This window comes from Brevibacterium sp. H602 (genome assembly GCF_051172395.1).
Classification (GTDB): domain Bacteria; phylum Actinomycetota; class Actinomycetes; order Actinomycetales; family Brevibacteriaceae; genus Brevibacterium.
On sequence record NZ_JBPIZD010000008.1, the window covers coordinates 14,545 to 36,577 of the forward strand.

At 65.7% G+C, this 22,033-nt stretch carries 20 protein-coding genes; 9 read left to right on the forward strand and 11 right to left on the reverse strand.

What is annotated here, in order from left to right; all coding sequences use genetic code 11:
• Nucleotides 1-44: 44 nt before the first annotated feature.
• From ACSBQT_RS07535 to ACSBQT_RS07560, 6 genes are all read right to left on the reverse strand, one after another.
• Nucleotides 45-968, reverse strand: a complete 924-nt coding sequence (locus ACSBQT_RS07535; RefSeq protein WP_410709480.1) for an SDR family NAD(P)-dependent oxidoreductase — start codon at nt 966-968, stop codon at nt 45-47.
• Nucleotides 965-2,620: an AMP-binding protein gene (locus tag ACSBQT_RS07540; RefSeq protein ID WP_410709479.1), complete on the reverse strand. Its 1,656-nt coding sequence runs from the start codon at nt 2,618-2,620 to the stop codon at nt 965-967. Before ACSBQT_RS07540 ends, ACSBQT_RS07535 begins: the two co-directional genes overlap by 4 nt.
• The gene (locus ACSBQT_RS07545) at nt 2,620-3,783 is read right to left on the reverse strand and encodes a thiolase domain-containing protein (protein ID WP_435001334.1); all 1,164 of its coding nucleotides are present in this window, start codon (nt 3,781-3,783) and stop codon (nt 2,620-2,622) included. The genes ACSBQT_RS07540 and ACSBQT_RS07545 overlap by 1 nt, the downstream gene beginning before the upstream one ends.
• A gap of 230 nt (nt 3,784-4,013) precedes the next feature.
• Complete coding sequence (locus ACSBQT_RS07550; protein WP_410709477.1) at nt 4,014-4,355, reverse strand: DUF1330 domain-containing protein; 342 nt, start codon at nt 4,353-4,355, stop codon at nt 4,014-4,016.
• A 4-nt stretch (nt 4,356-4,359) separates the two neighbouring features.
• Nucleotides 4,360-5,643 carry an MFS transporter gene (locus ACSBQT_RS07555; protein ID WP_410709931.1) on the reverse strand — a complete coding sequence of 428 codons (1,284 nt, stop codon included), beginning with the start codon at nt 5,641-5,643 and terminating at the stop codon, nt 4,360-4,362.
• Entirely contained in the window at nt 5,643-6,587 is a 945-nt protein-coding gene (locus tag ACSBQT_RS07560) for a hypothetical protein (RefSeq protein ID WP_435001335.1), read from the reverse strand. Before ACSBQT_RS07560 ends, ACSBQT_RS07555 begins: the two co-directional genes overlap by 1 nt.
• 122 nt (nt 6,588-6,709) lie before the next feature.
• On the opposite strand from ACSBQT_RS07560, the gene ACSBQT_RS07565 reads away from it, so the two are divergent.
• Nucleotides 6,710-7,303 carry a TetR/AcrR family transcriptional regulator gene (locus ACSBQT_RS07565; protein WP_435001337.1) on the forward strand — a complete coding sequence of 198 codons (594 nt, stop codon included), beginning with the start codon at nt 6,710-6,712 and terminating at the stop codon, nt 7,301-7,303.
• Nucleotides 7,304-7,416: 113 nt separating this feature from the next.
• Here ACSBQT_RS07565 and ACSBQT_RS07570 read toward each other — a convergent pair whose 3' ends face one another.
• The 3 genes from ACSBQT_RS07570 to ACSBQT_RS07580 form a co-directional block, all read right to left on the reverse strand.
• Nucleotides 7,417-9,990 (reverse strand): GcvT family protein, encoded by a 2,574-nt coding sequence (locus tag ACSBQT_RS07570; protein WP_435001339.1) that lies wholly within the window; start codon nt 9,988-9,990, stop codon nt 7,417-7,419.
• A gap of 68 nt (nt 9,991-10,058) precedes the next feature.
• Nucleotides 10,059-11,573, reverse strand: coding sequence for a flavin reductase family protein (locus ACSBQT_RS07575; RefSeq protein WP_435001340.1), 1,515 nt, complete (start codon nt 11,571-11,573; stop codon nt 10,059-10,061).
• Entirely contained in the window at nt 11,570-12,796 is a 1,227-nt protein-coding gene (locus ACSBQT_RS07580) for an aromatic ring-hydroxylating oxygenase subunit alpha (RefSeq protein WP_410709930.1), read from the reverse strand. The genes ACSBQT_RS07575 and ACSBQT_RS07580 overlap by 4 nt, the downstream gene beginning before the upstream one ends.
• A 255-nt stretch (nt 12,797-13,051) precedes the next feature.
• Between ACSBQT_RS07580 and ACSBQT_RS07585 the strand changes: the two genes are divergently transcribed.
• Together ACSBQT_RS07585 and fdhA are read left to right on the forward strand one after the other, a co-directional pair.
• Nucleotides 13,052-13,984, forward strand: coding sequence for a LysR family transcriptional regulator (locus ACSBQT_RS07585; protein WP_410709472.1), 933 nt, complete (start codon nt 13,052-13,054; stop codon nt 13,982-13,984).
• A 198-nt stretch (nt 13,985-14,182) separates the two neighbouring features.
• Nucleotides 14,183-15,397, forward strand: a complete 1,215-nt coding sequence (fdhA, locus tag ACSBQT_RS07590) for a formaldehyde dehydrogenase, glutathione-independent (protein ID WP_410709471.1) — start codon at nt 14,183-14,185, stop codon at nt 15,395-15,397.
• A 125-nt stretch (nt 15,398-15,522) separates the two neighbouring features.
• Here fdhA and ACSBQT_RS07595 read toward each other — a convergent pair whose 3' ends face one another.
• Complete coding sequence (locus ACSBQT_RS07595; protein ID WP_435001343.1) at nt 15,523-16,722, reverse strand: M20 metallopeptidase family protein; 1,200 nt, start codon at nt 16,720-16,722, stop codon at nt 15,523-15,525.
• 159 nt (nt 16,723-16,881) lie between these two features.
• Between ACSBQT_RS07595 and ACSBQT_RS07600 the strand changes: the two genes are divergently transcribed.
• Nucleotides 16,882-17,439: a dihydrofolate reductase family protein gene (locus ACSBQT_RS07600; protein WP_435001344.1), complete on the forward strand. Its 558-nt coding sequence runs from the start codon at nt 16,882-16,884 to the stop codon at nt 17,437-17,439.
• Between the two features lie 66 nt (nt 17,440-17,505).
• Here the strand turns inward: ACSBQT_RS07600 and ACSBQT_RS07605 are convergent, their stop codons facing one another.
• The gene (locus tag ACSBQT_RS07605; RefSeq protein ID WP_435001346.1) at nt 17,506-17,862 is read right to left on the reverse strand and encodes a VOC family protein; all 357 of its coding nucleotides are present in this window, start codon (nt 17,860-17,862) and stop codon (nt 17,506-17,508) included.
• A 248-nt stretch (nt 17,863-18,110) separates the two neighbouring features.
• Between ACSBQT_RS07605 and ACSBQT_RS07610 the strand changes: the two genes are divergently transcribed.
• The 5 genes from ACSBQT_RS07610 to ACSBQT_RS07630 all read left to right on the forward strand — a co-directional run bounded on the left by ACSBQT_RS07610 (nt 18,111) and on the right by ACSBQT_RS07630 (nt 21,969).
• Complete coding sequence (locus tag ACSBQT_RS07610) at nt 18,111-18,896, forward strand: SurA N-terminal domain-containing protein (protein ID WP_435001348.1); 786 nt, start codon at nt 18,111-18,113, stop codon at nt 18,894-18,896.
• 204 nt (nt 18,897-19,100) lie between these two features.
• Nucleotides 19,101-20,471, forward strand: a complete 1,371-nt coding sequence (locus tag ACSBQT_RS07615) for an L-lactate MFS transporter (RefSeq protein WP_139467760.1) — start codon at nt 19,101-19,103, stop codon at nt 20,469-20,471.
• 15 nt (nt 20,472-20,486) lie between these two features.
• On the forward strand, nt 20,487-20,657 hold the full coding sequence (locus ACSBQT_RS07620) for a hypothetical protein (protein ID WP_435001351.1): 171 nt from the start codon (nt 20,487-20,489) through the stop codon (nt 20,655-20,657).
• 269 nt (nt 20,658-20,926) lie between these two features.
• On the forward strand, nt 20,927-21,364 hold the full coding sequence (locus ACSBQT_RS07625) for a MarR family winged helix-turn-helix transcriptional regulator (protein WP_435001353.1): 438 nt from the start codon (nt 20,927-20,929) through the stop codon (nt 21,362-21,364).
• The gene (locus ACSBQT_RS07630; RefSeq protein ID WP_410709461.1) at nt 21,361-21,969 is read left to right on the forward strand and encodes a DUF998 domain-containing protein; all 609 of its coding nucleotides are present in this window, start codon (nt 21,361-21,363) and stop codon (nt 21,967-21,969) included. The genes ACSBQT_RS07625 and ACSBQT_RS07630 overlap by 4 nt, the downstream gene beginning before the upstream one ends.
• The last annotated feature ends 64 nt before the right edge of the window (nt 21,970-22,033 follow it).

Here is a 22,033-nt window from a genome sequence, read left to right on the forward strand (position 1 = left end):
GGCCCCCGCCGGGGCGACCGCCGCCGGTCGCGCGAACCGCAGCCTCATCGTTTCGGCATCCCCGCGTAATGCGTCAGTCCCCCATCCACGGGGATGAGCGTGGAGTTGATGTACGCCGATTCGCTGGATGCGAGGAACACCGCGAGGTCCGCGACGTCCTCGGGCCTGCCCATCTTCCCGGTCGGCGACTGCGCATGCCGGGCGGCGAGCATCTCCTCGACCGAGCCGTAGTGGCCCGAGATCGAACGGTGGATGAGCGGGGTCTCGATGAGGCCCGGGGCGATCGAGTTCGCACGTATGCCTTCGGAGGCATACTGCGCGCCGACGACCTTCGTCAGCTCGATCAGCCCCGCCTTCGACGCCGCATACGCCGGGTAGTCATACCCCATATAGCGCATGCCGCCGACCGAGGACACCGTGATGATCGACCCGCGCCCGGCCGCGCGCATATGCGGCAGTGCATGCTTGATCGCCGAGAACGCCCCGGTGAGGTTGATGTCGAGGGCGCGCCTGAAGCCGTCGGTGTCGAGTTCGTCGACTCCTCCGTTGACGACGATTCCGACGTTGTAATGGAGCACAGTCGGTCCACCGAGGCGGTCGGCGCAGTGAGCGAACGCCGCTGCCAGGGAGTCTTCGTCGCCGACATCTGCGACTACCGTGGTCAGCTGAGCGTCGAGATCGACCTCCGTATTGGGAACAACCCCGTCGAGGCGGCCCCGCCCAGCCGTGACCGCGCCGTTCGAGTCGACCTGGGCAGCCGCCTCGGCGAGGGCCCGTGTCGCTTCGTCAAGCGCACCTGGGTCTCGGTCGACGATGCAGACCTTCGCTCCCTCGCGCAGGAATCCGATCGCCGCAGCGAAGCCGTTGTTCACCTCCCCGTCCGGAGTGCCGCAGCCGATTGCCATGATCGTCGTGCCGACCAACCTACCCATCGGCACTGACACGGCTGCCGTCTCTGTCGTATTCATCGTGCGCTGCCCCGTCCCTGGGAGTATTCGGCCTTGAGTTCCTTGCGTGCGAGTTTGCCGTAGGCGGTGACCGGCATGGTCTCGACGAAGTGGATCTCCTTGGGAACCTTGTAATTCGCCAGCCCCGACTTGCACAGCGCGGTCAGCCGCTCGGCCAGGTCATCGGCGTCGGCACCTCCGTCGCCCGCACTTCTGTCACGGGCACCTTCGTTCCCGGTCGACGGCGCACGTTCGATGACGGCCACGCCGATCTCGCCCCACTGCGGGTCGGGCACGCCGACGACGACGGCCTGGGCCACTTCGGTGTCGGTGAGGAGGAGCTCCTCGATTTCGCGGGGGTAGACGTTCGAACCGCCGGAGATGTACATATCGGACTTCCGGCCGGTGAGGAACAGGTACCCCCGTTCGTCGAGGTAGCCGACGTCGCCCGTGTGGAAGAGCCCTCCGGCGAAGGACTCGGCATTCGCATCGGGGCGGCCGAGGTAGCCGGCGCACACGGTCGGCCCGGCCACGCAGACTTCGCCCTGCTCACCGGCGGGCAGCTGTGCGCCGGTCTCGCCGACGATGACGATCTCGACCCCGGTGCGGGCTCGGCCGCAGGTGCCGATGCCGGCGCCATCGACGGGGATGGCCCCATGATCCTCGGGGCGGAGGATCGTGATCGCTCCGGTCACCTCGGCGAGCCCGAAGTACTGGACGAGGCACGGTCCGAGCCGCTCGAGTGCCCGGGCCTGGTCGGCAGCGAGCATCGGCGCTCCGGCGTAGATGACCCGCTCGAGGGTGTGGTCCTCGGGTCCGCGGCCCGACGGGTAGCCGGCGGCGATGCGGCTGAGGATGGTCGGGACGGTGAAGGCATTCGTGATCCCGTAGGCGTCGATCGCCGGCCACAGGGACTCCACGCTGGGCTTGCCACCGGGGTGGATGATCGACGGGGTGCCGCCGAAGACCTGACCGAGCATGTGGATGCCCGCACCGTGCGACAGCGGCGCGAGCACGAGGGACGCCCCCGTCTCGTCCTCGTTGGGAAAGAGGTCGCAGCGGTGATTCATCAGCACCGCACCGAGGTGGCGGTGCGTGAAAGTCGCAGCCTTGGGTCGCCCGGTCGACCCGGAGGTGAAGAAGTACCAGCAGGGGTCGTCCTCGTCGACAGTCGAGTCGACGGCCTCTGCCGGTGCGGCTGCCGCCTGGGCTGTGGGCAGGTCGCCGATCCAGAAGACGGGGCCGGTGAAGCCGGTGTCTTTGAGGGCGGTGACGAAGTCGGTGTGGGCGCGGTCGGCGATGACGGCGGCAGGGGCGACTTCGGCGCTGATGCCGAGCAGCTCCTCGGTCGACAGGGCCGCATTCGGTGGGGCGATGACGCCGCCGGAGCGCAGAATCCCCCAGAAGGACTGGACCACCTCGGCGTGGTTGGCCGAGACGAGGAGGACGGTGTCGCGGCGGTTGACGCCACCGGCCTGGAGGGCAGCGGCGAGCGCCTCGGCGCGGGCGTCGAGTTCGGCCCAGGTCCACCGCTGCCCGTGATCGTCGTCGACGACGGCGAGGCGGTCGGGGATTCGGCGGGCGGTCTGGGTGAGGAAGTGGGAGACGTTGACCCCGCGCCGAGGCGTGGGCGTGAAGTCCTTGGCCGGGGAAGTCTGGGAGATGGCGCGCATCAGCGGACGCGTTCGAGGACGGAGGCGAAGTTCGACACGGCGGCACCGCCCATATTGAAGACTCCGGCGAGTTCCGGTGCCTCGATCTGGATGCCGGGCGAGCGACCGGTCAGCTGCGCGGCAGCGAGGGCGTGCATGGACACACCGGTGGCGCCGATGGGGTGGCCCTTGGCCTTGAGTCCGCCGGAGGGGTTGACGGGCAGGCGGCCGCCGACCGCGGTGGCACCCTCGTCGAGCAGGGTGTGTCCCTGGCCGGGGGCGGCGAGCCCGAAGGCTTCGTATTCGAGGAGTTCGGCGATGGTGAAGCAGTCGTGAGTCTCGAGGAAATCGAGGTCGTCGATGCCGATGCCGGCGGCTGTCAGCGCCTGATTCATGGCGGCCCGGGCGCCGGCCATCTCGAGCGGGTCGCGTTGGGACAGCGGCAGGACGTCGTTGGCGTTGCCCATGCCTCTCCAGGTCACGGCCTGCGGTGCGGAGGCGGCGACATCCTCGGCGGCCAGGACCAGGGCTGCGGCCCCGTCGGAGACCATCGAGCAGTCGGTGCGGCGCAGGGGTTCGGCGACGTACGGGTTCTTCTCGCTCACGGTGTTGCAGAAATCGAAGCCGAGGTCCTTCTGCATATGGGCGAGTGGGTTCTGCGATCCGTTTGCGTGGTTCTTCGCGGCGATCTTCGCGAGTGCTTCGGAGCGGTCGCCGTAGCGGTCGAAGTACTGGCGGGCGATCTCGCCGAAGACTCCGGCGAAGGACTTATAGTGCTCTTCCTCTTCCCGGAAGCTGGCGCTGAGAAGCACTTCGTTGACGTCGTGGCCGGAGGCCTGGGTCATGCGTTCGGCGCCGATGACCAGGGCGGTCTTGTGGCGGCCGGCGGCGATGGAGTCATGGGCTGCGAAGATCGCGGCGGAACCGGTGGCGCAGGCGTTCTCGTGCCGGTGGGCCGGTGTGCGGGCGAGTTCGGGGAACACGGTGCCCGGCAGTGCGGCTTCGAAGCCTTGGCGGGAGAGTCCGTTGTTGAAGACGCCGACGTGGATGACGTCGATGTCGGCCGGCTCCAGTCCCGCCTCGGCGATGGCGTCGCGGGCGACGTCGGCCATCATCTGGGGCAGCGGTGATTCGGACCGACCGAACTTTCCGTGGGACCAGCCGATGATCGCAGGTGAGGACATGGACACTCCTTCGGGTACTGGGCTCTGCACAACGAGCACTGTCCTCTCATACTTTCCCGGTCCCATCTGCTGGTCAAAGAAAATCCACCATATGGAACATTGGTGTCGGCCTTCGACACACCACCCCTGGCCTAGCCACCGAAAAACGGGCGGAGCGTCGAGAAACGGGCGCGCACACCCGTTTCTCGACGCTCCGTGCGTTTTTCGATAAAGCCCCGCCAGCGCGGCGGCTAGCCGAGCTGTTCGCGCAGGGCCTGAGCCGTGGTCCGCGGATCGTAGCCCTCGGCCACGCCCTCGACGATGACGATGTCGGTGTCGATATGGCGCGAACGCAGCGGGGCGATCTCCTGATAGGCCGGGCTGTCCCACCATTCGTGAGCGAGCCGAGCGTCGGGGAAGGCGATCATGACGACGTGTCCCGGCCACTGGCCTTCCATCACCTCGCGGGCGGTGCCGTGGACGAGGAACCGTCCGCCGAAGGGTTCGAAGGTCTCGCCGATCCGGTCGATGTACTCGGCGACCTCGGGATGGGGCGTGAACTGCTGCAGGTGGGCGATCGCGTAGGCGGTCATGGTGTCACTCTCCTGTATTCTCTGTGTGCCTCGATGAGTTGCGCTGGTGCGATTCATTGCCGTGGTTCGAGGATTTGCTGCCGTGTGACGGCTCGCCAACCGGCGGCGTCTCATCGCTGTTTCGCGTCCTTCCGGCCGGCGGCGACCGACGGACGAGTTCCAGCAGAATCAGGGCAGCCAGTCCGAATCCCGCCGCGGCCAAAGGCAGAATCCCGGGACCCGCCTCGGTGAGTACGACTCCGCCGACTGCAGCTCCGAACGCGATGCCCAGGTAGGTCCCCGATGCGTTGAGTGCCAACGCCTGTCCCGCCAATGGCCCGGCCAACGTGTGCAGGCGCATCTGGATCGCCGGTGAGTTCCAGAAGGCCATTCCGCCCCACACTGTCGTGACGATGAGCACGAGCCAGATGGGCACGGGCCGGAATGCCCACATCCCCCACATCGCGACCATGGCGGCGATGATGACGCCGATCCCGAAGAACAGTGCTCGCCCCGGGCCCCATCGGTCTGCGACCTGACCGCCGAGCCAGATTCCGGCCATGCCCGCGAACCCGGAGAGTCCGAATGCCACTCCCCGCTCCTCGACTCCCGCTCCGGCAGTCGCGCTGAGATAGGGCGCCAAATAGGTGAGGACCATCATCGTTCCAGCCATGAGCAGACAGTTTGCCGCGAGGCTCACGGCAATCGGCGCACGCGTGAGGCTGCGCAGCTGTTCCGACAATCGTGGAGAACGATCTCCACGCCCGCCTCCCGGAACGGTGAGGAGGACACCGATGAGCGCGAGCATCCCGGCTACGGCAACCGCCAGGAAGGTCGCCCGCCAGCCGAACGCTCCGCCGATCCACGTACCCAGCGGGACTCCCAGCGCGATGGATCCGGTCACCCCGAGAGAGACCGTCGCCAGGTACCGTCCGGTCTTCCCAGCCGGCGCGTGCGACGCAGCGAAAGCGAAGATGGCCGGAGTGACGCTGGCCGCAGCCGCGGCCGCCACCACCCTCAGGACCATCAGCACGCCGAAGGACGAGGCGACCACCGCACCGAGATTCGCTCCCGCGAAGATGATGAGGGCAACGAGGAACAGCCGCCGAGGCGGGACCCGAGCCAGCGCGACAGCTGCCACCGGCGCGGCCACTGCCACGGTCGCCGAGAACGCCGTGACGAGCTGCCCGGCCTGGCCTTCGGTCACCCCGAGATCGGTCGCGATCTCAGGCAGGATGCCGGCGATGACGTAGTCGTCTGTGTAGAGGACGAAGGAAACTGCGAGAAGGACGATGAGCCAGGGCGGCATCACGTCGGCTGCTTCGCGTCATCGCGCCGAAGCGGGGACTGGCGGCGCAGGTGGGTCCTGAGCACAGCAATGCCGTAGAGGCTGGCACCCGGGGTCGCGAGAACAGCGATGCCGGTAACCACCGGCGCGACCTCTCCGCCTTGAGCGAGGAGGATCTGCGTCGGTCCCTGGAGAGCCACAACGCAGCACCCGGTCCACGTCACCAGCCACGCCGCGCGCGGCCATCGTCCAAGGTGGCGGGAGAGCAGCGGACACAGCAGGGAGAGAAAGCCCAGCAGAGCTGTCGCCGCCAGCACCATCCTCTGCGCCGGTTGCTCCATCCCCTGCGGTCCGGTGCTTCCCGGTCCCGCAATCGCCCAGACGGCCATAGCACAGCTGAAGGGCAGAACGCCGAGCACACCGCAGACGGTCATGATCAGCGACGGAGCCGGTGGCGGCGTATCCAACAGATCGCCCCAGCGCCGGATCACGTAGGCGCCGACGACGATCGCTATCGCCGCGCCCAGAGCGCAGAATCCGGAGTAGACGAGGCCGAACACCCACGGGTGCATCCCCGAATCGGGCAGCCGCAGCTCCCCGTCGATGAGCGCCTGGATGAGAATGCCCGGTGGAAGTCCCAGCAGTATCGGCCCGAGCAGCCCGGCGGCTCCGGCTCCGAGCACGAACACCACGGGCGCCGGAATGCGGCGCGCCCACGGCCGCGTCAGCGCCACCACGAAGGCCACGCCCGTCACCATCATCGCGAGAGTGATGGTGTTTCCGATGAGGAAGCGCGGTGTGAGCATCCCCTCGCCTCCGCTCGCGGTGGTCGATCCGAAAGATGAGCCGCTCAGCCACAGGATCTTGAAGATCACATACGGCAGAACCGCGACGATCGCCGTGACGATGGCGGCACGCTGCAGCGAAGAGACAGGGGCAGGTGCTGATGTCCGTGTATTCGCCACGGCGACTCCCGAATTAGAGGACGTTCTCTAGATGCTAGTCTCTAGTCTGAGGTACGGTTCCTCGAGGGTCAACCCTTTGAACGAGATTCTCCGATTCGCTGGAGCGAGAGGACGTGACAAAAATGGCGAAACGCGCGCTCTATTCGCGGGACGATATTCTCTCGGCGGCCATCAGCTCCGTCGGCCGACGTGGTCACGCCGCCACAGTGGCCGATGTGACGCACGAGCTCGGTGCACCTTCGGGATCGATCTACCACCGGTTCCCCACTCGGGAGTCGCTGTTCGCCTCTGCCTGGATCCGCTGCGTCCATCAGTTCCATGACACCTTCGCCACGATCACGGACGTCGACGATCCGCTGGAGGCGATCGTCGAGACCGGTCTGCTGATCCCCAGGTTCTGCCGGGAGAACCCCGATAAGGCGCGGACTCTCACCCTCTACCGGCACTCCGAACTGCTCGCAGGCCCTCCCAAGGGACTGCTCGATGACCTCACAGGACTCAACGATCCCGTAGTCGCCCACATCTCCGAACTCACGCGACGGCGCTTCGGCGACGTCACCCCTCGCAGCGTCGAACTCGTCGCCCTGGCCTGCCGCGAGACTCCGTACGGCATGGTGCGCGGCCTCATCGGCGGCGAGATCCCGGCCTGGCTCGACCAGCCGATCGCCGCAGCGATCACCGCGGTAGCCTCACTGGATCCTTCAACCGACGACTGAGCTCTCCACCAGTCCGTCGAAAAACGCGTTGAGCGTCGAGGCACGGGTGCGCTCCCCCGTGTCTCGACGCTCCGTGCGTTTTTCGATGAGTTCCGGCCGGAAGACGTGCCCGCTCAGCCTTTGAGGCGAGTCATCTCCGGGTCGAAGAGCGGTTCGGCAGTGACCGTGGCCGGCAGCCGTCGACCGAGGTATTCGATCTCCACGGCGTCACCGACTCCCAGGGTGTTCGGCAGCCACGCGTAGGCGATCGACTTCCCGATCGAGTAGCCGTAGGCCGCCGATGTGACGTACCCATCCGCGACACCCGAGCCGACCGTCCCGGCCGATCCGTCCGACTTCGCCGAGGCGGCCCCGCCATCCGCGTCACCCGAGCGTTCCCCGCTGACTACGTACACCGGTTCTTTGCCGAGCACGACGTCCGAGGGCACGTCGAGAGTCAGGCAGGTCAGTTTCGTCGTCGCTTCAGCCGCCCTCGGCTCCAGCGCGGCCTTGCCGATGAAGTCGTCGGCCTTGGAAGCCTTCACGGCGAATCCGAGGCCGGCTTGAACCGGTTCGTGTTCGCTGGTCATATCGGTGCCGAAGGATCGGAACCCCTTCTCCAGGCGCATCGAGTTGAAGGCTTCGCGGCCTCCGGCGATGATGCCGAATTCCTCACCGGCTTCCCACAGCACGTCCCACAGTCGCGACCCGAGATCGGCCGAGGTGTAGATCTCCCAGCCGAGTTCGCCGACATAGGACAGACGCATCGTCGTCACCGGCACTCCCCCAAGCACTGCGGGCTTCGTGCGGAAGTACTTGAGTCCGGCGTCGCTGAAGTCCTCGTCGGTGACCTTGGAGATGACGTCCCTGGCCAGAGGACCCCACAGTCCGATGCAGCAGGTTCCCGGTGTCGTCTCGCGTACGGTCACCCATTTCGATGGGTCGGCGGCCGACTGGTGCCTGGCCGCCCGCGAGATGGAAGCAAGGTCGATGTTCGAGTTCGCTCCCACCTGGTAGGTCTCCTCGTCGAGGATCGCGACCGTGATGTCGCTGGTGATGCCGCCTGCCTCATCGAGCAGCAGCGTGTAGCTGACCGCTCCCGGTTTGCGCAGCATCGACGAGGTAGTCATCCCGTGCAGCAGTTCGCCGGCACCGGGGCCGGTGACTTCGAAGCGCTTGAGCTGGGTCATGTCGAACATCGCCACCGAGGTGCGCGTCTTCCAGGCCTCGGCCGCGGCGATGGGCGAATGGAACTGATCCGCCCAGGCGTCTCGTTCCGGTGCCGCCCATTCCGCGGGCATGTCCGCGAGCAGAGCAGCGTTCGCGTCGAACCAGTGCGGACGCTCCCAGCCGGAGGTCTCAAGGAAGAACGCCCCGAGCTCCTCCTGCTGCCGCCGGAACGGGCTCGACCGCAGGTCACGCGGCGAGACCCGCGGCTGCAGAGGATGGATGATGTCGTAGATCTCAACGAAGTTCTGCTGCGAGGTCTCGCTGACGTAGTCGGCGTTCGTCTGCACATCCTCGAAGCGGTTGAGGTCGATGCCGGACAGGTCGGTGCGTGAGCGCCCTTCCGCGATGAGTTCGGCCACGGCCCGGGCAATACCGGCACCATGGGTCACCCACACCGCCTCGGCGACGAAGAATCCGTCGACCTGACGGGACTGTCCGACGAGCGAACCGCCGTCCGGGGTGAACGAGAAGATGCCGTTGAACCCGCGCTGGATCTGCGTCTGTGCGAGTTCAGGCAGCAGAGTCTTCGTCGCTTCCCATTCGGGGGCGAAGTCGTCCGGGGTGAAGTCGAGGCTCGAGGGCATCCGTTCACTCGTGATCTCGTCGGGCGAGTAGGTCTGCAGCGTGTCGAGGTCGACGGGCATAGGCCGGTGCGCGTAGGAACCGATGCCGATCCGCTCGCCCCATTCGCGGTAGTACAGGTCCTTGTCCTGGTAGCGCAGGATGGGTCGCTTCGCCCCGGCCGGCAATTCGTTCGCACCTACCAAGGAGGGCACCTCGGTGGTCCAGGCGAACTGGTGTCCCAGCGGCAGCAGCGGGATCGGGGTGCCGACCATCTCACCGATCTTCGGTCCCCAGAAGCCAGCGCAGGAGACGACGATATCGGCGGGGATCCGGTCCTCACCGGCGATGACCGCGGTGACCCGCCCGCCGGTGGTCTCGATATCGGTCACCGTGGTGCGGTCGCGGAATTCGACTCCCGCGGCACGGGCGCGGTCGATGACGAGCTGTGTGCCCTTCGCCGCCAATGCAAGGCCGTCACCTGGGGTGAGCAGTCCGCCGTGGACCATGTCCCGGTTGAGCATGGGGAAGAGCTTCGCGCATTCGTCGGGGTCGATGACGTCGGCTTCGACGCCGTAGGAGCGGTTCCATCCGGCTCGGCGGTGCAGGTCCTGCAGCCGATCCTCAGTGGTGGCGATCTCGAGGCCTCCGACGGGCAGGAACGATCCGCGCCCGTCGGCGTCCTTGAGCGAGGTGAGTTTCTCGATCGTGTACTGCGCGAATTCGGTCATCGACTTCGATGCATTTGATGAGAAGACGAGTCCCGGGGCGTGCGAGGTCGAGCCGCCCGGGATGTTCAGCGGGCCCTGTTCGATGACGAGGGTGTTGGTCCAGCCCAGCTGCGCGAGTTCGTCGGCGAGGTTGGCGCCGACGATGCCGGCTCCGATGATGACGACTCGTGGTGATGAGATCGGCACTGAGTACTCCTTAATGATGAAAGTTGTGGGGACTGTTTTGCAGAGGATGTCGCGGTTTCAGCCGCGGTTCAGGCGTCGATGACGAGGTCGGTCTTCGCCGTCGAGCAGCACGGCAGGAACTTCCCCGCGTCGATCTCGCGGGCGCGGATGCCGCCCAGATGGTTCATCTCGACATCGCCGTCGAGTTTGACGACCTTGCAGGATCCGCACATGCCCTCCTGGCAGTTCGCGGGGATCTTCACCCCCGCCTTCCGCGCAGCCTGGAGGACCGTTTCGTCCTCCCCGACGCAGACGTTGAGGCCGGTGCGCACGAACGACATCGTGTGCTCACCCTGCCCCACAGTAGGCAGTGCGGCCGGGTCGACGACGGCGATTTCGTCATCGTCGCCCGCATCCTTCGCCGAGGCGGCCGCCCCATCCCCAGCCGGGACCGCGGACCCAGCGTCGGACGAAGAATCGGGACCCGCCTCGGCGAGGTTCTCATCGGTGACGCCGACGACCTCGATCTCGACGTCGTCCTCGACCGGCACGACCGCCTGGGCGTCGACTGCTTCGGTCGGTGCACCGAGCGCCTCGATCGGACCGTCGGCGTCGTACTCGGGTTCGTACATGTCGAGTGCGGCCGGCTGGGACTCGAAGTACTCCTCGGTCGTCGCTGCGATCTCCTCGGCTATCTCACCGGCGATGGCGACTTCCTCTGCGTATTCGGCACGGATCTCACGATCACCGGAGAAGAACTCCATGAACACCGAGGTGTCGTCGACGCCGACTTCGCGCAGCAGCTCGGTCGCCGAGTTGAGGTATCCCTCCGGGCCGCAGGCGAAGACCTGTCGCCCATTGGCGTCGGGGACGAGCTCCTCGAGCAGCGCCGTCGACAGCCGTCCCGTCCGCCCCTCCCATTCCTCGCCGCATTCCCGATCGCCGAGGCAGTAGATGACCTTGATCCGGAAATCCACGTTCGCGAGGAAGTCGAGTTCCTCGGAGAAGGCGAAGGAGTCGGGTGCGGCTCCGTGGTAGAGGAGGACGACATCGGCTTGGCCGGGCAGCGAATGCACGGTGCGGATCATCGACATCAGCGGGGTGATCCCGGCTCCGGCCGCGAGCAGCAGGAACCGTGCCCTCCGGTCGTAATCTGCGAGGTGGAAGGCGCCGACCGGGCCGAGCATGTCGAGGACGGTGCCGGGGCGGAGGTGGTCATGCGCCCATGGCGACACCTTGCCATTGGGGTCGCGTTTGATCGTGATCGAGAATGTCCACGGCTCGGTCGGCGCCGAGGAGATCGAATAGCTGCGCGACACCGGCTCGGCATCGGGTCCGTCGATGGGGAAGTCGATGTTGATGTACTGCCCCGATCGGAACGCCAGGGGCGCCCCGTCCATACGACGGAAGACGAAGACCATCATCCCTCCCGCCTCGGGGATGGTCTCCACACATTCGGCGGCGAATTCCTGCGGGTGCCATGGTCCCAGGGCGATGGCGGCTCCGGCCGGCTCCGAGGCGCTCGAGAGCACGCGGTTCCAGGGCATTTCCAGTCCGCGCACCCGCTGGGCCAGCGGCAGCGCGGGCACAGCGGACGATCTCATCCGACGTGCTCCCGCATCCGCTGCACGTACCAGTTGATGAAGGCTTCGACCTGGTACTCGCTCTTCATATACGGACCCTGCTCATAGAACGGACTCGCCGCTCCCTGCTGGCAGAGTTCGACGAAGGCCTTGTCCTGCAGGTTGGTCTGCTTCCATGTGTGAGTGAGGGTCTCCAGGTCATAGTCGACGCCTTCGACGGCGTCGTCGGCGACGAGCCAAGTGGTGCGCACGAGGGTCTTCGAGGCACTGATCGGGAATGCCGCAAAGGTGATGACGTGATCGCCGAGGAGGTGGAACCACGAGTTCGGCTGCAGATGCATCGAACAGCGCCCGAGACGGAAGTCCGGCAGGTCGCCGAGCAGCTTCTTCGACAGCCGGCGCCCGTCTGCCGAGAAGGACTCTCCCGCTCCGTCGAGCGATTCGCGGGAGATGCGGATGCCGCCGACGCGGGTGTCGAGTTCTTCGACGACCTCATAGGGCAGGCCGTAGCGGCGGCAACGGTATTCGAGGGAGGCCTGCGCCTGCTGATTGCGGTCCCAGACGTCTTCGAGGTGCGGCGGGATCGTCTCGTCGGTCAGCCCCCAGGTCGGAAACAGCGAGCACGCGAGCTCCGGGTGGCCGTCGCAGTGGTAGCACTCGCGGTTGTTCTCCATCACGAGCTTCCAGTTGCCCTCTTCGACGATGTTCTGCTGAAAGGCGACCTTCGTCTTCGCCAGCTCGTGCGGGGCGACATAGGGTTCGAAGATCTTCGCGGTCTCATGGAAGTCAATCGGCGGCTCTTCGGCCAGGCAGATGAAAACGAGCCCGGCGGCGATCTTCCCGTGCGCGCGTTTGAGTGCGTAGCAGGACTTGTCGAAGGTCATCTCCCCCGGCGCCGAGGCGTGGATGAGGTCGCCCTCGGGAGAATACGTCCACGAGTGGTAGCCGCACACGAGGTTGCCCGTCGTGCCCTGCGGATCGGTGAGGACTCGTGCCCCGCGGTGCCGGCAGACGTTGTGGAGGACGTTGACGCCGCCATCGTCGCCTCGCAGGACGATGAGGGAGTACGGACCGTAGTCGAGCGTGACATAGTCACCCGGCTCGGGGATCTCGGCGATGCTGCAGGCGAAGACCCAGTGCTGACCGAAGATGGCCTGCATGTCGAGGTTGAAGAGGTTGTCATCGGTGTAGAACGGTGCCTCGAGCGAGAAGCCGACCCGACGGGTGTCGAGTCGGACGCGGATCTCTTCGAGCTTCTCTTCGCTGAAGCCCGCAGGTAAGCCCTTCTTCGTCGGTGCCAGATTGGTAGCGGTCAATTCTCATCTCCCTGGATGTCTGCCGATTGCGGCCGGACGACGGGCGACACACCTCAGCGTCGTACACCGCAGCGACCGAGCCGTGTGAGCGCGATCACGTAGGTAACGATAGCGATCTCGACTTTGCAGGAAAAGCGCGAGATTTGGTCCAATATCATGCGGAATAACTGCATAATATGAACCATGCTCGATCCTCGACTCACGACCCTGCGAACCTTCGCCGCCTGTGGCACCGTCGCCGCCACCGCGGAGCTCACCGGATACTCGCCGTCTGCCGTATCCGGCCAGCTGCGTGAGCTGCAGCAGAGCCTGGGAATGACGCTGCTGGTCAAGGACGGACGCGGGCTGCGGCTGACCGCGACGGGACGCTACCTCGTGCGCCGCTCTGATGCCCTGTCGGCCGAGTGGGAGGACATCAGGGCCGGCGCGCTCGGGGCCGGCGAGCAGGCCCCGAATCACTTCGGCATCGGCGGTTTCTCGACCGCCTCGTCGAACCTCCTCGCGCCCTTAGCCGCGAAGCTGCGCGGGACGCGCCCTGAGGTCCGCGTGCACGTCATCGAGGCGACCCCGACCCGTTGCTTCGAACTCCTCATCGCCGAACGCATCGACCTCGCGGTCATCGTTTCCATGCAGGGCAATGTGCAGGTCGAGGGGGACGATCGCTTCGAGAGCATCGACCTCCTCGACGATCCGCTCGACGTCATGGTGCCTGCCGACCACCCTGTCGCCGAACGCGAATCGGTGGCCTTGGCCGAGCTCGCCGGTGAGGAGTGGATCACCGCCGGGCCCGGATCGCCGTACCACTCGCTGTTCGTCGCCGCGTTCACCGCGGCTGGCGTGACGCCGACGGTGGCCCATGAAGCCGTCGAGTGGGAGACCTCGGCGGCCTTGGTCGGTGCGGGGGTCGGAGTCAGCCTCCTACCGAGACTGGCCAGCCTTGCAGGAGAGGCCAATGTTCGCCGAATCCGACTCAGCGGCACGGGGCGGCCGAGCCGGAAGATCATCGCCGCCGTGAGAACGGGCAGCCGCAGGTCTCCCCTGGTCAGGGAATCGATGCAGCACCTGCGCACGATGTCCCAGTACATCCTCTCCACGCGCCTGCGCGAGGACTCCTGACGAGAATTGCGCCCGCCCGAGGCGACGAATTCGTCGTGCGCTGTTGATCTTCCGGTGGGGGCTTGACAGAGTTCTGTCACGACGGCGAGACTGCATCTAAGTCTGATGTCAGACTGATATGTCAGAACCGTCGACGGACCCCTGTTCGTCGCACTCGCATGTCGAACTCCCACGTTTCACACACATGGAGGCTCAACGATGAGCAATAAGGCAATCAGCTATGCAGGTCCCGGAAAAGTCGAAGTCATCGACACCGAGTACCCGGAATTCGTTCTCAAGGACGGGCCTGGAGTCAATCCCGCCAATATCGGCCGCGAGGTCGATCACGGCGTCATCCTCAAGACTGTCGCAACGAACATCTGCGGCTCCGACCAGCACATGGTCCGGGGCCGTACGACTGCCCCGGAGGGTCTCGTCCTCGGCCACGAGATCACCGGCGAGGTCGTCGAGGTGGGCCGGGACGTCGAATTCGTCAAGGTCGGCGACCTCGTCTCGGTGCCGTTCAACATCTCATGCGGCCGCTGCCGCAACTGCAAGGAAGGCAAGACCGGCATCTGCCTCAACGTCAATCCCGACCGCCCGGGTTCGGCCTACGGCTATGTCGACATGGGCGGCTGGGTCGGCGGTCAGGCCGAGTACGTGCTCGTGCCGTATGCCGACTGGAACGTCCTGAAGTTCCCGGACAAGGATCAGGCGATGGAGAAGATCCTCGACCTCACGATGCTCTCCGACATCTTCCCCACCGGGTTTCACGGCGCCGTCAGCGCCGGCGTCGGCGTAGGTTCGACGGTCTACGTCGCCGGTGCGGGCCCGGTCGGAATCGCGGCGGCCACCTCGGCGCTTCTGCTCGGTGCGGCCTGCGTCATCGTCGGCGATCTCAACGAGGATCGTCTGGCGCAGGCTCGCGGATTCGGGTGCGAGACGGTCGACGTGTCCAAGGGCGATCCGAAGGACCAGATCGAGCAGATCCTCGGCGAGCCCGAGGTCGACTGCGGAATCGACGCCGTCGGCTTCGAAGCCCGCGGCCACGGCAAGGACGCCAGCCACGAGGCGCCGGCGACGGTGCTCAACTCGCTCATGGACATCACCCGGGCCGGCGGCAGCCTCGGCATCCCCGGTCTCTACGTCACGGGTGACCCGGGCGCGGCCGATGAGGCGGCCAAGGAAGGGTCGCTGTCGATGCGGTTCGGCCTGGGCTTCGCGAAGTCGCATGTGTTCGTGACCGGCCAGTGCCCGGTGATGAAGTACAACCGCGGACTGATGCAGGCGATCCTGCACGACAAGGTCTCGATCGCGAAGAACGTCAATGCGACACCGATCCGCCTCGAGGATGCCCCGCAGGGCTACGCGGACTTCGATTCGGGCGTGGCGAAGAAGTTCGTCCTCGACCCGCACGGCCTCATCTCCGCCTGAGGCTCTCAGACCTCACGCTGAGCCCGTGCTTCTCATGGCCGAAAGCCGGGTGAAGCGGTGAGAAGTGGTCGCAATCGGATGCTTTCAGGACCTCCTGAGTATCCGATTGCGACCACTGTTTTGCGTCAGTTCTTCTCCTCATCTTCCAACCGCGCAAAAGCCAGGTGGGCGAGCGCCGCGGCCTGATCGCCGAGTAGTCCGTCGTCGAAGACTACCCTGGGCGAGTGGTTCGTCTCGGCGTCCGGGTCGATGCCCTCGGGCGTCGCGCCGAGGAACACGAATGTGCCCGGAACCTTCTGCAAGACGAAGGAGAAGTCCTCCGACCCCATCCGCGGATGTTCCATCTCGACGACCCGCTCGGACCCGAATACCGAGCCCAGCCGCTCGAGCACGGCCGCCGACTCAGCGGGGTTGTTCACGGTCACGGGGAATCCCACCTGGAAGTCCACCTCGGCGGTGCAGCGGTGCGCCCGGGCGATGTTCTCGGCGATCTCCGTCACCCGCTCCTGCAGCAGGGCCACAGACTCGGCGGAGAGGAAGCGGATGGAGGCGGTGAGCTTCGCCGAGTCCGGGATGACGTTGCTGGCCTGCGCGGCTTCAAGCTGGGTGACCGAGACGACGACGGGGTCGAAGATGTCGAAGGACCGACCGGTCATCGTATTCAGGGCCAGCACCACCTCGGCGAGCGCCGGCACGGGGTCGATAGTGGCCTGCGGTTGGCTGCTGTGCCCGCCGGCTCCGTGGATGGTCAGGTTGAGGTCGGCGAAGCCGGCCATGAGCGGCCCGCCCTTCGTCGTGAAGCGACCTCGAACGTCGGCTTCGACGTGGATGCCGTAGGCCGCGACGACCGGGACACCGGCTGCTTCGAGCACGCCCTCGGCGATCATCGGCTCGGCCCCGCCTTCGACCTCCTCGGCGGGCTGGAACATGAAGATGATCGATCCGGGGATCTCCTCGCGGTGAGCGGCGAGCAAGCGTGCGGCGCCGACAAGCCCCGCCGTGTGCAGGTCGTGACCGCACGCGTGCATGTTCCCGTTCTCAGAGGCGAAGTCGAGGCCGGTGTCCTCGACGACCGGCAGCGCGTCCATGTCGCCGCGCAGCAGCACCGCGGGCCCGGGTTTCCCGCCCTTGAGGACGGCCACCACCGAGGTGAGCGACTCCCCCGTGGTGATCTCAAGTCCCAGCCCGGCGAGCTCATCGAGCACCGTCTGCTGCGTGAAGGGAAGGTCGAATCCCAGTTCGGGGTTCGCGTGCAGCTTGCGTCGCAGGGAAATGAGATCGCCGAGGTGGCCCTGAGCTTCGGTGCGGAAATCTGGGGTGGTCATGGGGCTCCTCATCGTGTGGGTGGCGTGCGGTTCGGTTCGACCGGTTCCGGTCGGCTGCTGTTACCAATCTATGCCCTCCGGTGGTCAACGCACCCTTGTTGCCGGTCTACACGGTCAAGTAGTGTTGATTACCCACGTCACTCAACGGGGAGACCGAGCGTGCGCATCATCATCACTCAGAACATCACCCTCGACGGTCGTGTCGAGATGCTCGACGACTGGTTCGATCCGCAGGCCCAGGACGAAGAGCTCTCGGCCGAACTCATGCGGCAGTCCGCGAACGAGGACGTGCTGCTGCTCGGTCGGCAGACCTTCGAGGACTTCCGCGGCTATTGGCCGAACGCCACCGATGACACCACCGGAGTCGCGGACCACCTCAATCAGGTCGACAAACGTGTCGTGTCTTCGACGTTGACCGAACCGGGTTGGCAGAACACGCAGATCATCAGCTCCGATCCGTTGGGCGCGGTCGCTGACCTGCGCGAGGCACCGGGACGCGATGTCATCGTCACCGGGAGCATCACCTTGGCTCATGAACTCATCGCGGAGGGACTCGTCGATGAGTATCGGATGTTCACCTATCCGGTGTGGCAGGGTCGCGGACGCGGTTACTTTCAAGACGGAGCGCACTCGGCCAGACCGCCGCGCCTCAAGCTCATCGATGCGAAGTCCTTCCCCAGCGGCATCATCTATTCGGCCTACGAGCCGAGCGCTTGACCGGCAACCAGCTCACATCGCCGCACGACTTCCTCGCTGGCCTCAGGGCCGGCCTGACGGCAATCCTCACGCCGTGCCGAACATGACTTTCCGGCCGTCGGGGTCCTCGACCGTGACGACGACGTCGTCGACCGCCACGAGCGGAGTGCCGGCGTTCTTGATCCGTTCGAGGAACTCCGCCTGATCCGGAATCCGGAAGTACAGGTGCGTGAGATTCGACTCGGCGACGGGCGGGAACGCATAGTCAGCGAACACCTCGGCCGAATGCAGAGCCAACTGCACTCCCCCGGCCTCGACGACGAAGTACGAGTACTCTTCATCGCCCTCGGTCATCAGCGGCAGCCCTGCGATCTTGCGATAGAAGGCGGCGGTCGCCTCGGCGTCGGTGCAGGTGAGGAACACCCCGCGAAACGTCGATTCCATGGCCAACTCCCTTCGCTGCGGATGGCACGGACCGTGCTCCGTGCGTTTCCGGTAGCCGAAGTGTACCCGCCGAGGCGGCCTGCCGTCAGCGCCCGATCGACGAGTCCGAGACGAACAGAAAGCATCAGGAACCTCCCCGAGCCCAACCACCGCAACTACCCTTGCCAAGTGACGCACATACTCCACACATTCTTCGGGGAGTCGGCCCTGTTAGCCTGGCAGGCTGAAACCGATGAGCAGGAGTGAATGTGCGAACGAACCGGTGGCTGCTGGGCCTGGCCATGTCCGTTTCCGTGGTGGCGTTGGCCGCCTGCGGCAGTCAGGATGACGAAGCATCGCCGAAGGAGTCCTCGGCCGCAGCCGAACAGTCGCCCGGCGCCGACTCCGCCCACGACCAACAGGGCCAGCAGGGCAAGCCGAACACCAAGGACATCCCCGAGGTGGTCGCCGAGGTCAACGGCAAGAAGATCAAGAAGAGCGAGTTCGTTCCCCTCTTCGAAACCCAGTATCAGCAGATGCAGATGCAGGCTCAGCAGTCCGGACAGCCGGTCGATGAGAAGGGCCTGAAGAAGCAGACGGTCGAGAACCTTGTGAGCACCGAAGTGCTCGTCCAGGAAGCCGACAAGCGCAAGATCGACGTCACGGACAAGGACATCGACAAGGGGCTCAAGGAATCCGCGAAGTCGGGGCAGATGAGCGAGAAGGACTTCCTCAAGGCCATGAAGGACCAGGGCATGGATGAGAAGAAGGTCCGCTCGGAGCTTGCCAACCAGCTGAAGATCGAAGGCCTCGTCGAAGACGAATACGGTGAGTTCAAGGTCAGCGGCGAAGAGATCGGGCAGGCCTACGAACAGGCGAAGACCCAGCAGGAGCAGATGGCTCAGCAGGGCGGCCAGGGCCAGCAGGAGATGCCGCCGATCGAGGAGATGCGTCCCCAGCTCAAGGAGCAGGTGAAGAGCCAGAAGTCTCAGGAGGCAACTCAGAAGTTCGCGAAGAAGCTCCGCAAGCAGGCCGACGTCACGATCCGCCTCTGAGCCCCGGAGGCCACGGATTCCGTCCCAGTTGGCAAGAAATTGCCGCCTTTTCTCAAAGAAACGCTGAGTATTCCTCGCATTTTCCTTGTGTGGAACTTACCCTGATGTGGACTATTCGATCGGTCGGATGACCGTCGGCCGCGCGATCCGTCCGCTGACCGGTGTCGACGGTGACACGAGTTTCACTGCAGAAAAGGACTTCCCGTGGCTTCCATTCTCACGCGCTCGGCAATCGTCGCGCCGAAGAACTTCAACCGGTGGCTGATCCCACCGGCCGCTCTGGCCATCCACCTGTGCATCGGCCAGGTCTACGCATTCAGCGTCTTCAAGATCCCCTTCATGTCCCACTTCGACGCCGGTGAGGTCTCCATCGGCTGGATCTTTTCGATCGCGATCCTCATGCTTGGCATCTCCTCGGCCGTCTTCGGCCCCTGGGTGGAGAAGAACGGGCCCCGCGCCTCGATGGTCGCCGCCGGAACCTGCTGGGTCGTCGGCTTCTTCATCGCCTCGCTCGGCATCATGACCGGGCAGCTGTGGCTGGTCTACCTCGGCTACGGAGTCATCGGCGGAATCGGTCTGGGCATCGGCTACATCTCCCCGGTCTCGACCCTGATGAAATGGTTCCCGGATCGTCCGGGCCTGGCCACGGGGCTGGCCATCATGGGCTTCGGCGGCGGTGCCCTCATCGCCAGCCCGATGTCGAACCAGCTCATGGCCCTCTTCGGCGGCGGCTCCGATCCGGAACACCTCGTCGCCGGTCTCACCCCGACCTTCGTCACCCTCGGCATCGTCTATGCCGTCGTCATCGCCGCCGGCGCCTTCGTCATCCGCGTTCCCCACCCCGAATGGACCCCGAAGGGCTTCGACCCCTCGAAGGTCAAGGCGAAGCCGATGCAGACGAAGGGCAATGTCTCCGTCCGCAACGCCATCCGCACACCGCAGTTCTGGCTGCTGTGGGTCGTCCTGTTCCTCAACGTCACCGCGGGCATCGGCATCCTCGAGAACGCCGCTCCGATGATCCAGTCCTACTTCGGCATCACCGCCGCCGCGGCAGCCGGCTTCGTCGGTCTGCTCTCGATCGGCAATATGGGCGGACGCTTCATCTGGTCGACCACCTCGGACTACCTGGGTCGGAAGAACAACTACATGATGTACCTCGGCGTCGGAGCGATCCTCTACCTCGTCGTCGCGCTGTTCGGCGGCGGTTCGATCTTCCTCTTCGTGCTGGCCACCCTCATCATCATCTCCTTCTACGGCGGCGGCTTCGCCACGATCCCCGCCTACCTCAAGGACCTCTTCGGCGTCTACCAGGTCGGAGCCATCCACGGCGCCCTGCTCACCGCCTGGTCGGCGGCCGGTGTGGCCGGTCCGCTCATCGTCAACTCAGTCGTCGAGGCCGGCGAGGCGGCAGGGAAGGAAGGCCCCGAGCTCTACACTCCGGGAATGTTCATCATGGTCGGTGCACTGGTCATCGGCTTCATCGCCAATGTGCTCGTCCGCCCGGTCAGCGAAAAATACTTCGAACGTGAAGAGGACGTCGCCGCCAAGCAGGCCGCCGCCCTCGAAGAGAACTGAAGGAAGGGTCCGATCATGAACGATTCCACCCACATCGCCCACGTCCCCGACACCGGTTCACCGCAGTCCCTCGTCGGCGGCGCCTACAAGGCCATCGGCTCGACGCTGACCGTCGTCGTGGTCGGCGGCCTCCTCTGGGGCCTGTCCCTGACCGTGGTCAAGGCCGTCGCGATCTTCACCGGCTGAGACTCCCTGAGACAGGATCCCGCCAAGGCGGTTCCCCACCGTCACATCGCCGAGGCTGCACCCACGCAGCCGCCCACCCGCCGTCCTCGACGCGGGCCCCCTTCCGATCCCCGGCAGAACCATGGTTCTGCCGGGGATCGGTCGTCTTCAGTCATGGTCGGACCGGCCGTGAACAGCCCTGCTGTGACCCCCGACCGTCTTCCTCCCCCTCAGTGAAGAATCTTCGCCGGCACCTTGCCACCGACTAACTTAAGTGCTTAACTTACAGCATGGATCTCGCTCATGAACTCCACGACCTGGTCCGCACACTCGACCGGTGGGCGGAGCAGATGCTGCGCCCCGAGGGACTGACCTACAACCAGTACGTCGCCCTCGTCATCGTCGGCCAGCACCCCGGCATCACCGGGCGCACGCTCTCGAAATCACTCGGCGTCACCGAGGCGGCCGGATCCGGGATCGTCAAAGCCTTGCTGACCGACGGCCTCATCACCAACGGCGCGACTCCGGGATCCGGCAATCGTAGGGAACTGCGCCTCACCTCGGCGGGGGAAGACAAGAGCGGGCACTGCGCACGCCTGCTCGGACACTCCCTCGACGACAATGCCCGAGCGATCGGCATCGACCCGAACTCTCTGGCCTCCACGATCCGCGACCTCCACGACGAGGTCCGCACCATCCGCTCCGAGACCCCGAAGGACCACTCATGACCCTCATCCTCGCCGCCCTCGCGGCCGCCTGCGGATCGGCTCGGCTCGTCCTCTTCATCGCTCTCCACCTCGTCAAGAGCGAGTACTCGATCGTCAGCCACGCCGTCAGCGACTATGCGGTCGGTTCAACCCGGCGCCTGAGCAGCGCGATGACCTGGGTGACGGTGCCGTTCTGGGGATTGCTCGCCGCGGCGGTCATCGTCGGCTTGCCGGATTGGGAGGATTCGACGTTCGTCAGCATCGCCCTCGCGGTCCTCGCGCTGATCTTCCTCGCCCTGCCCTTCGTCCCCACCGATCTGGAAGGCGAGAAGCTGACCACGATCGGGCGACTGCACTATCTCATGGCTATCGCCTGGTTCGCCCTCAGCTACGCCTGCATGGGCAACTTCGTGCGACTCTTCACCGCCGAGGGACCAGCACCCTTGGCACAGCTCCTCCAGGTGATCTCGTGGCTCGCACTCGTGTCCCTCATCGTCAGCGTCGCCGTGCTCATCATCAAGCCCCTGCGCCCGAAGTTCTTCGGCATCGCCGAACGCATCTTCATCCTCTCGGTCAACCTCTTCTACATCGGCGCCGCGATCGGCATCATCGTCATCGCCGGCTGATCGGCTCAACCCTCTCAGCCCTCGACTGACAAAGTCGAAGCTTCGCTCCAGCTGCGCCACAGCT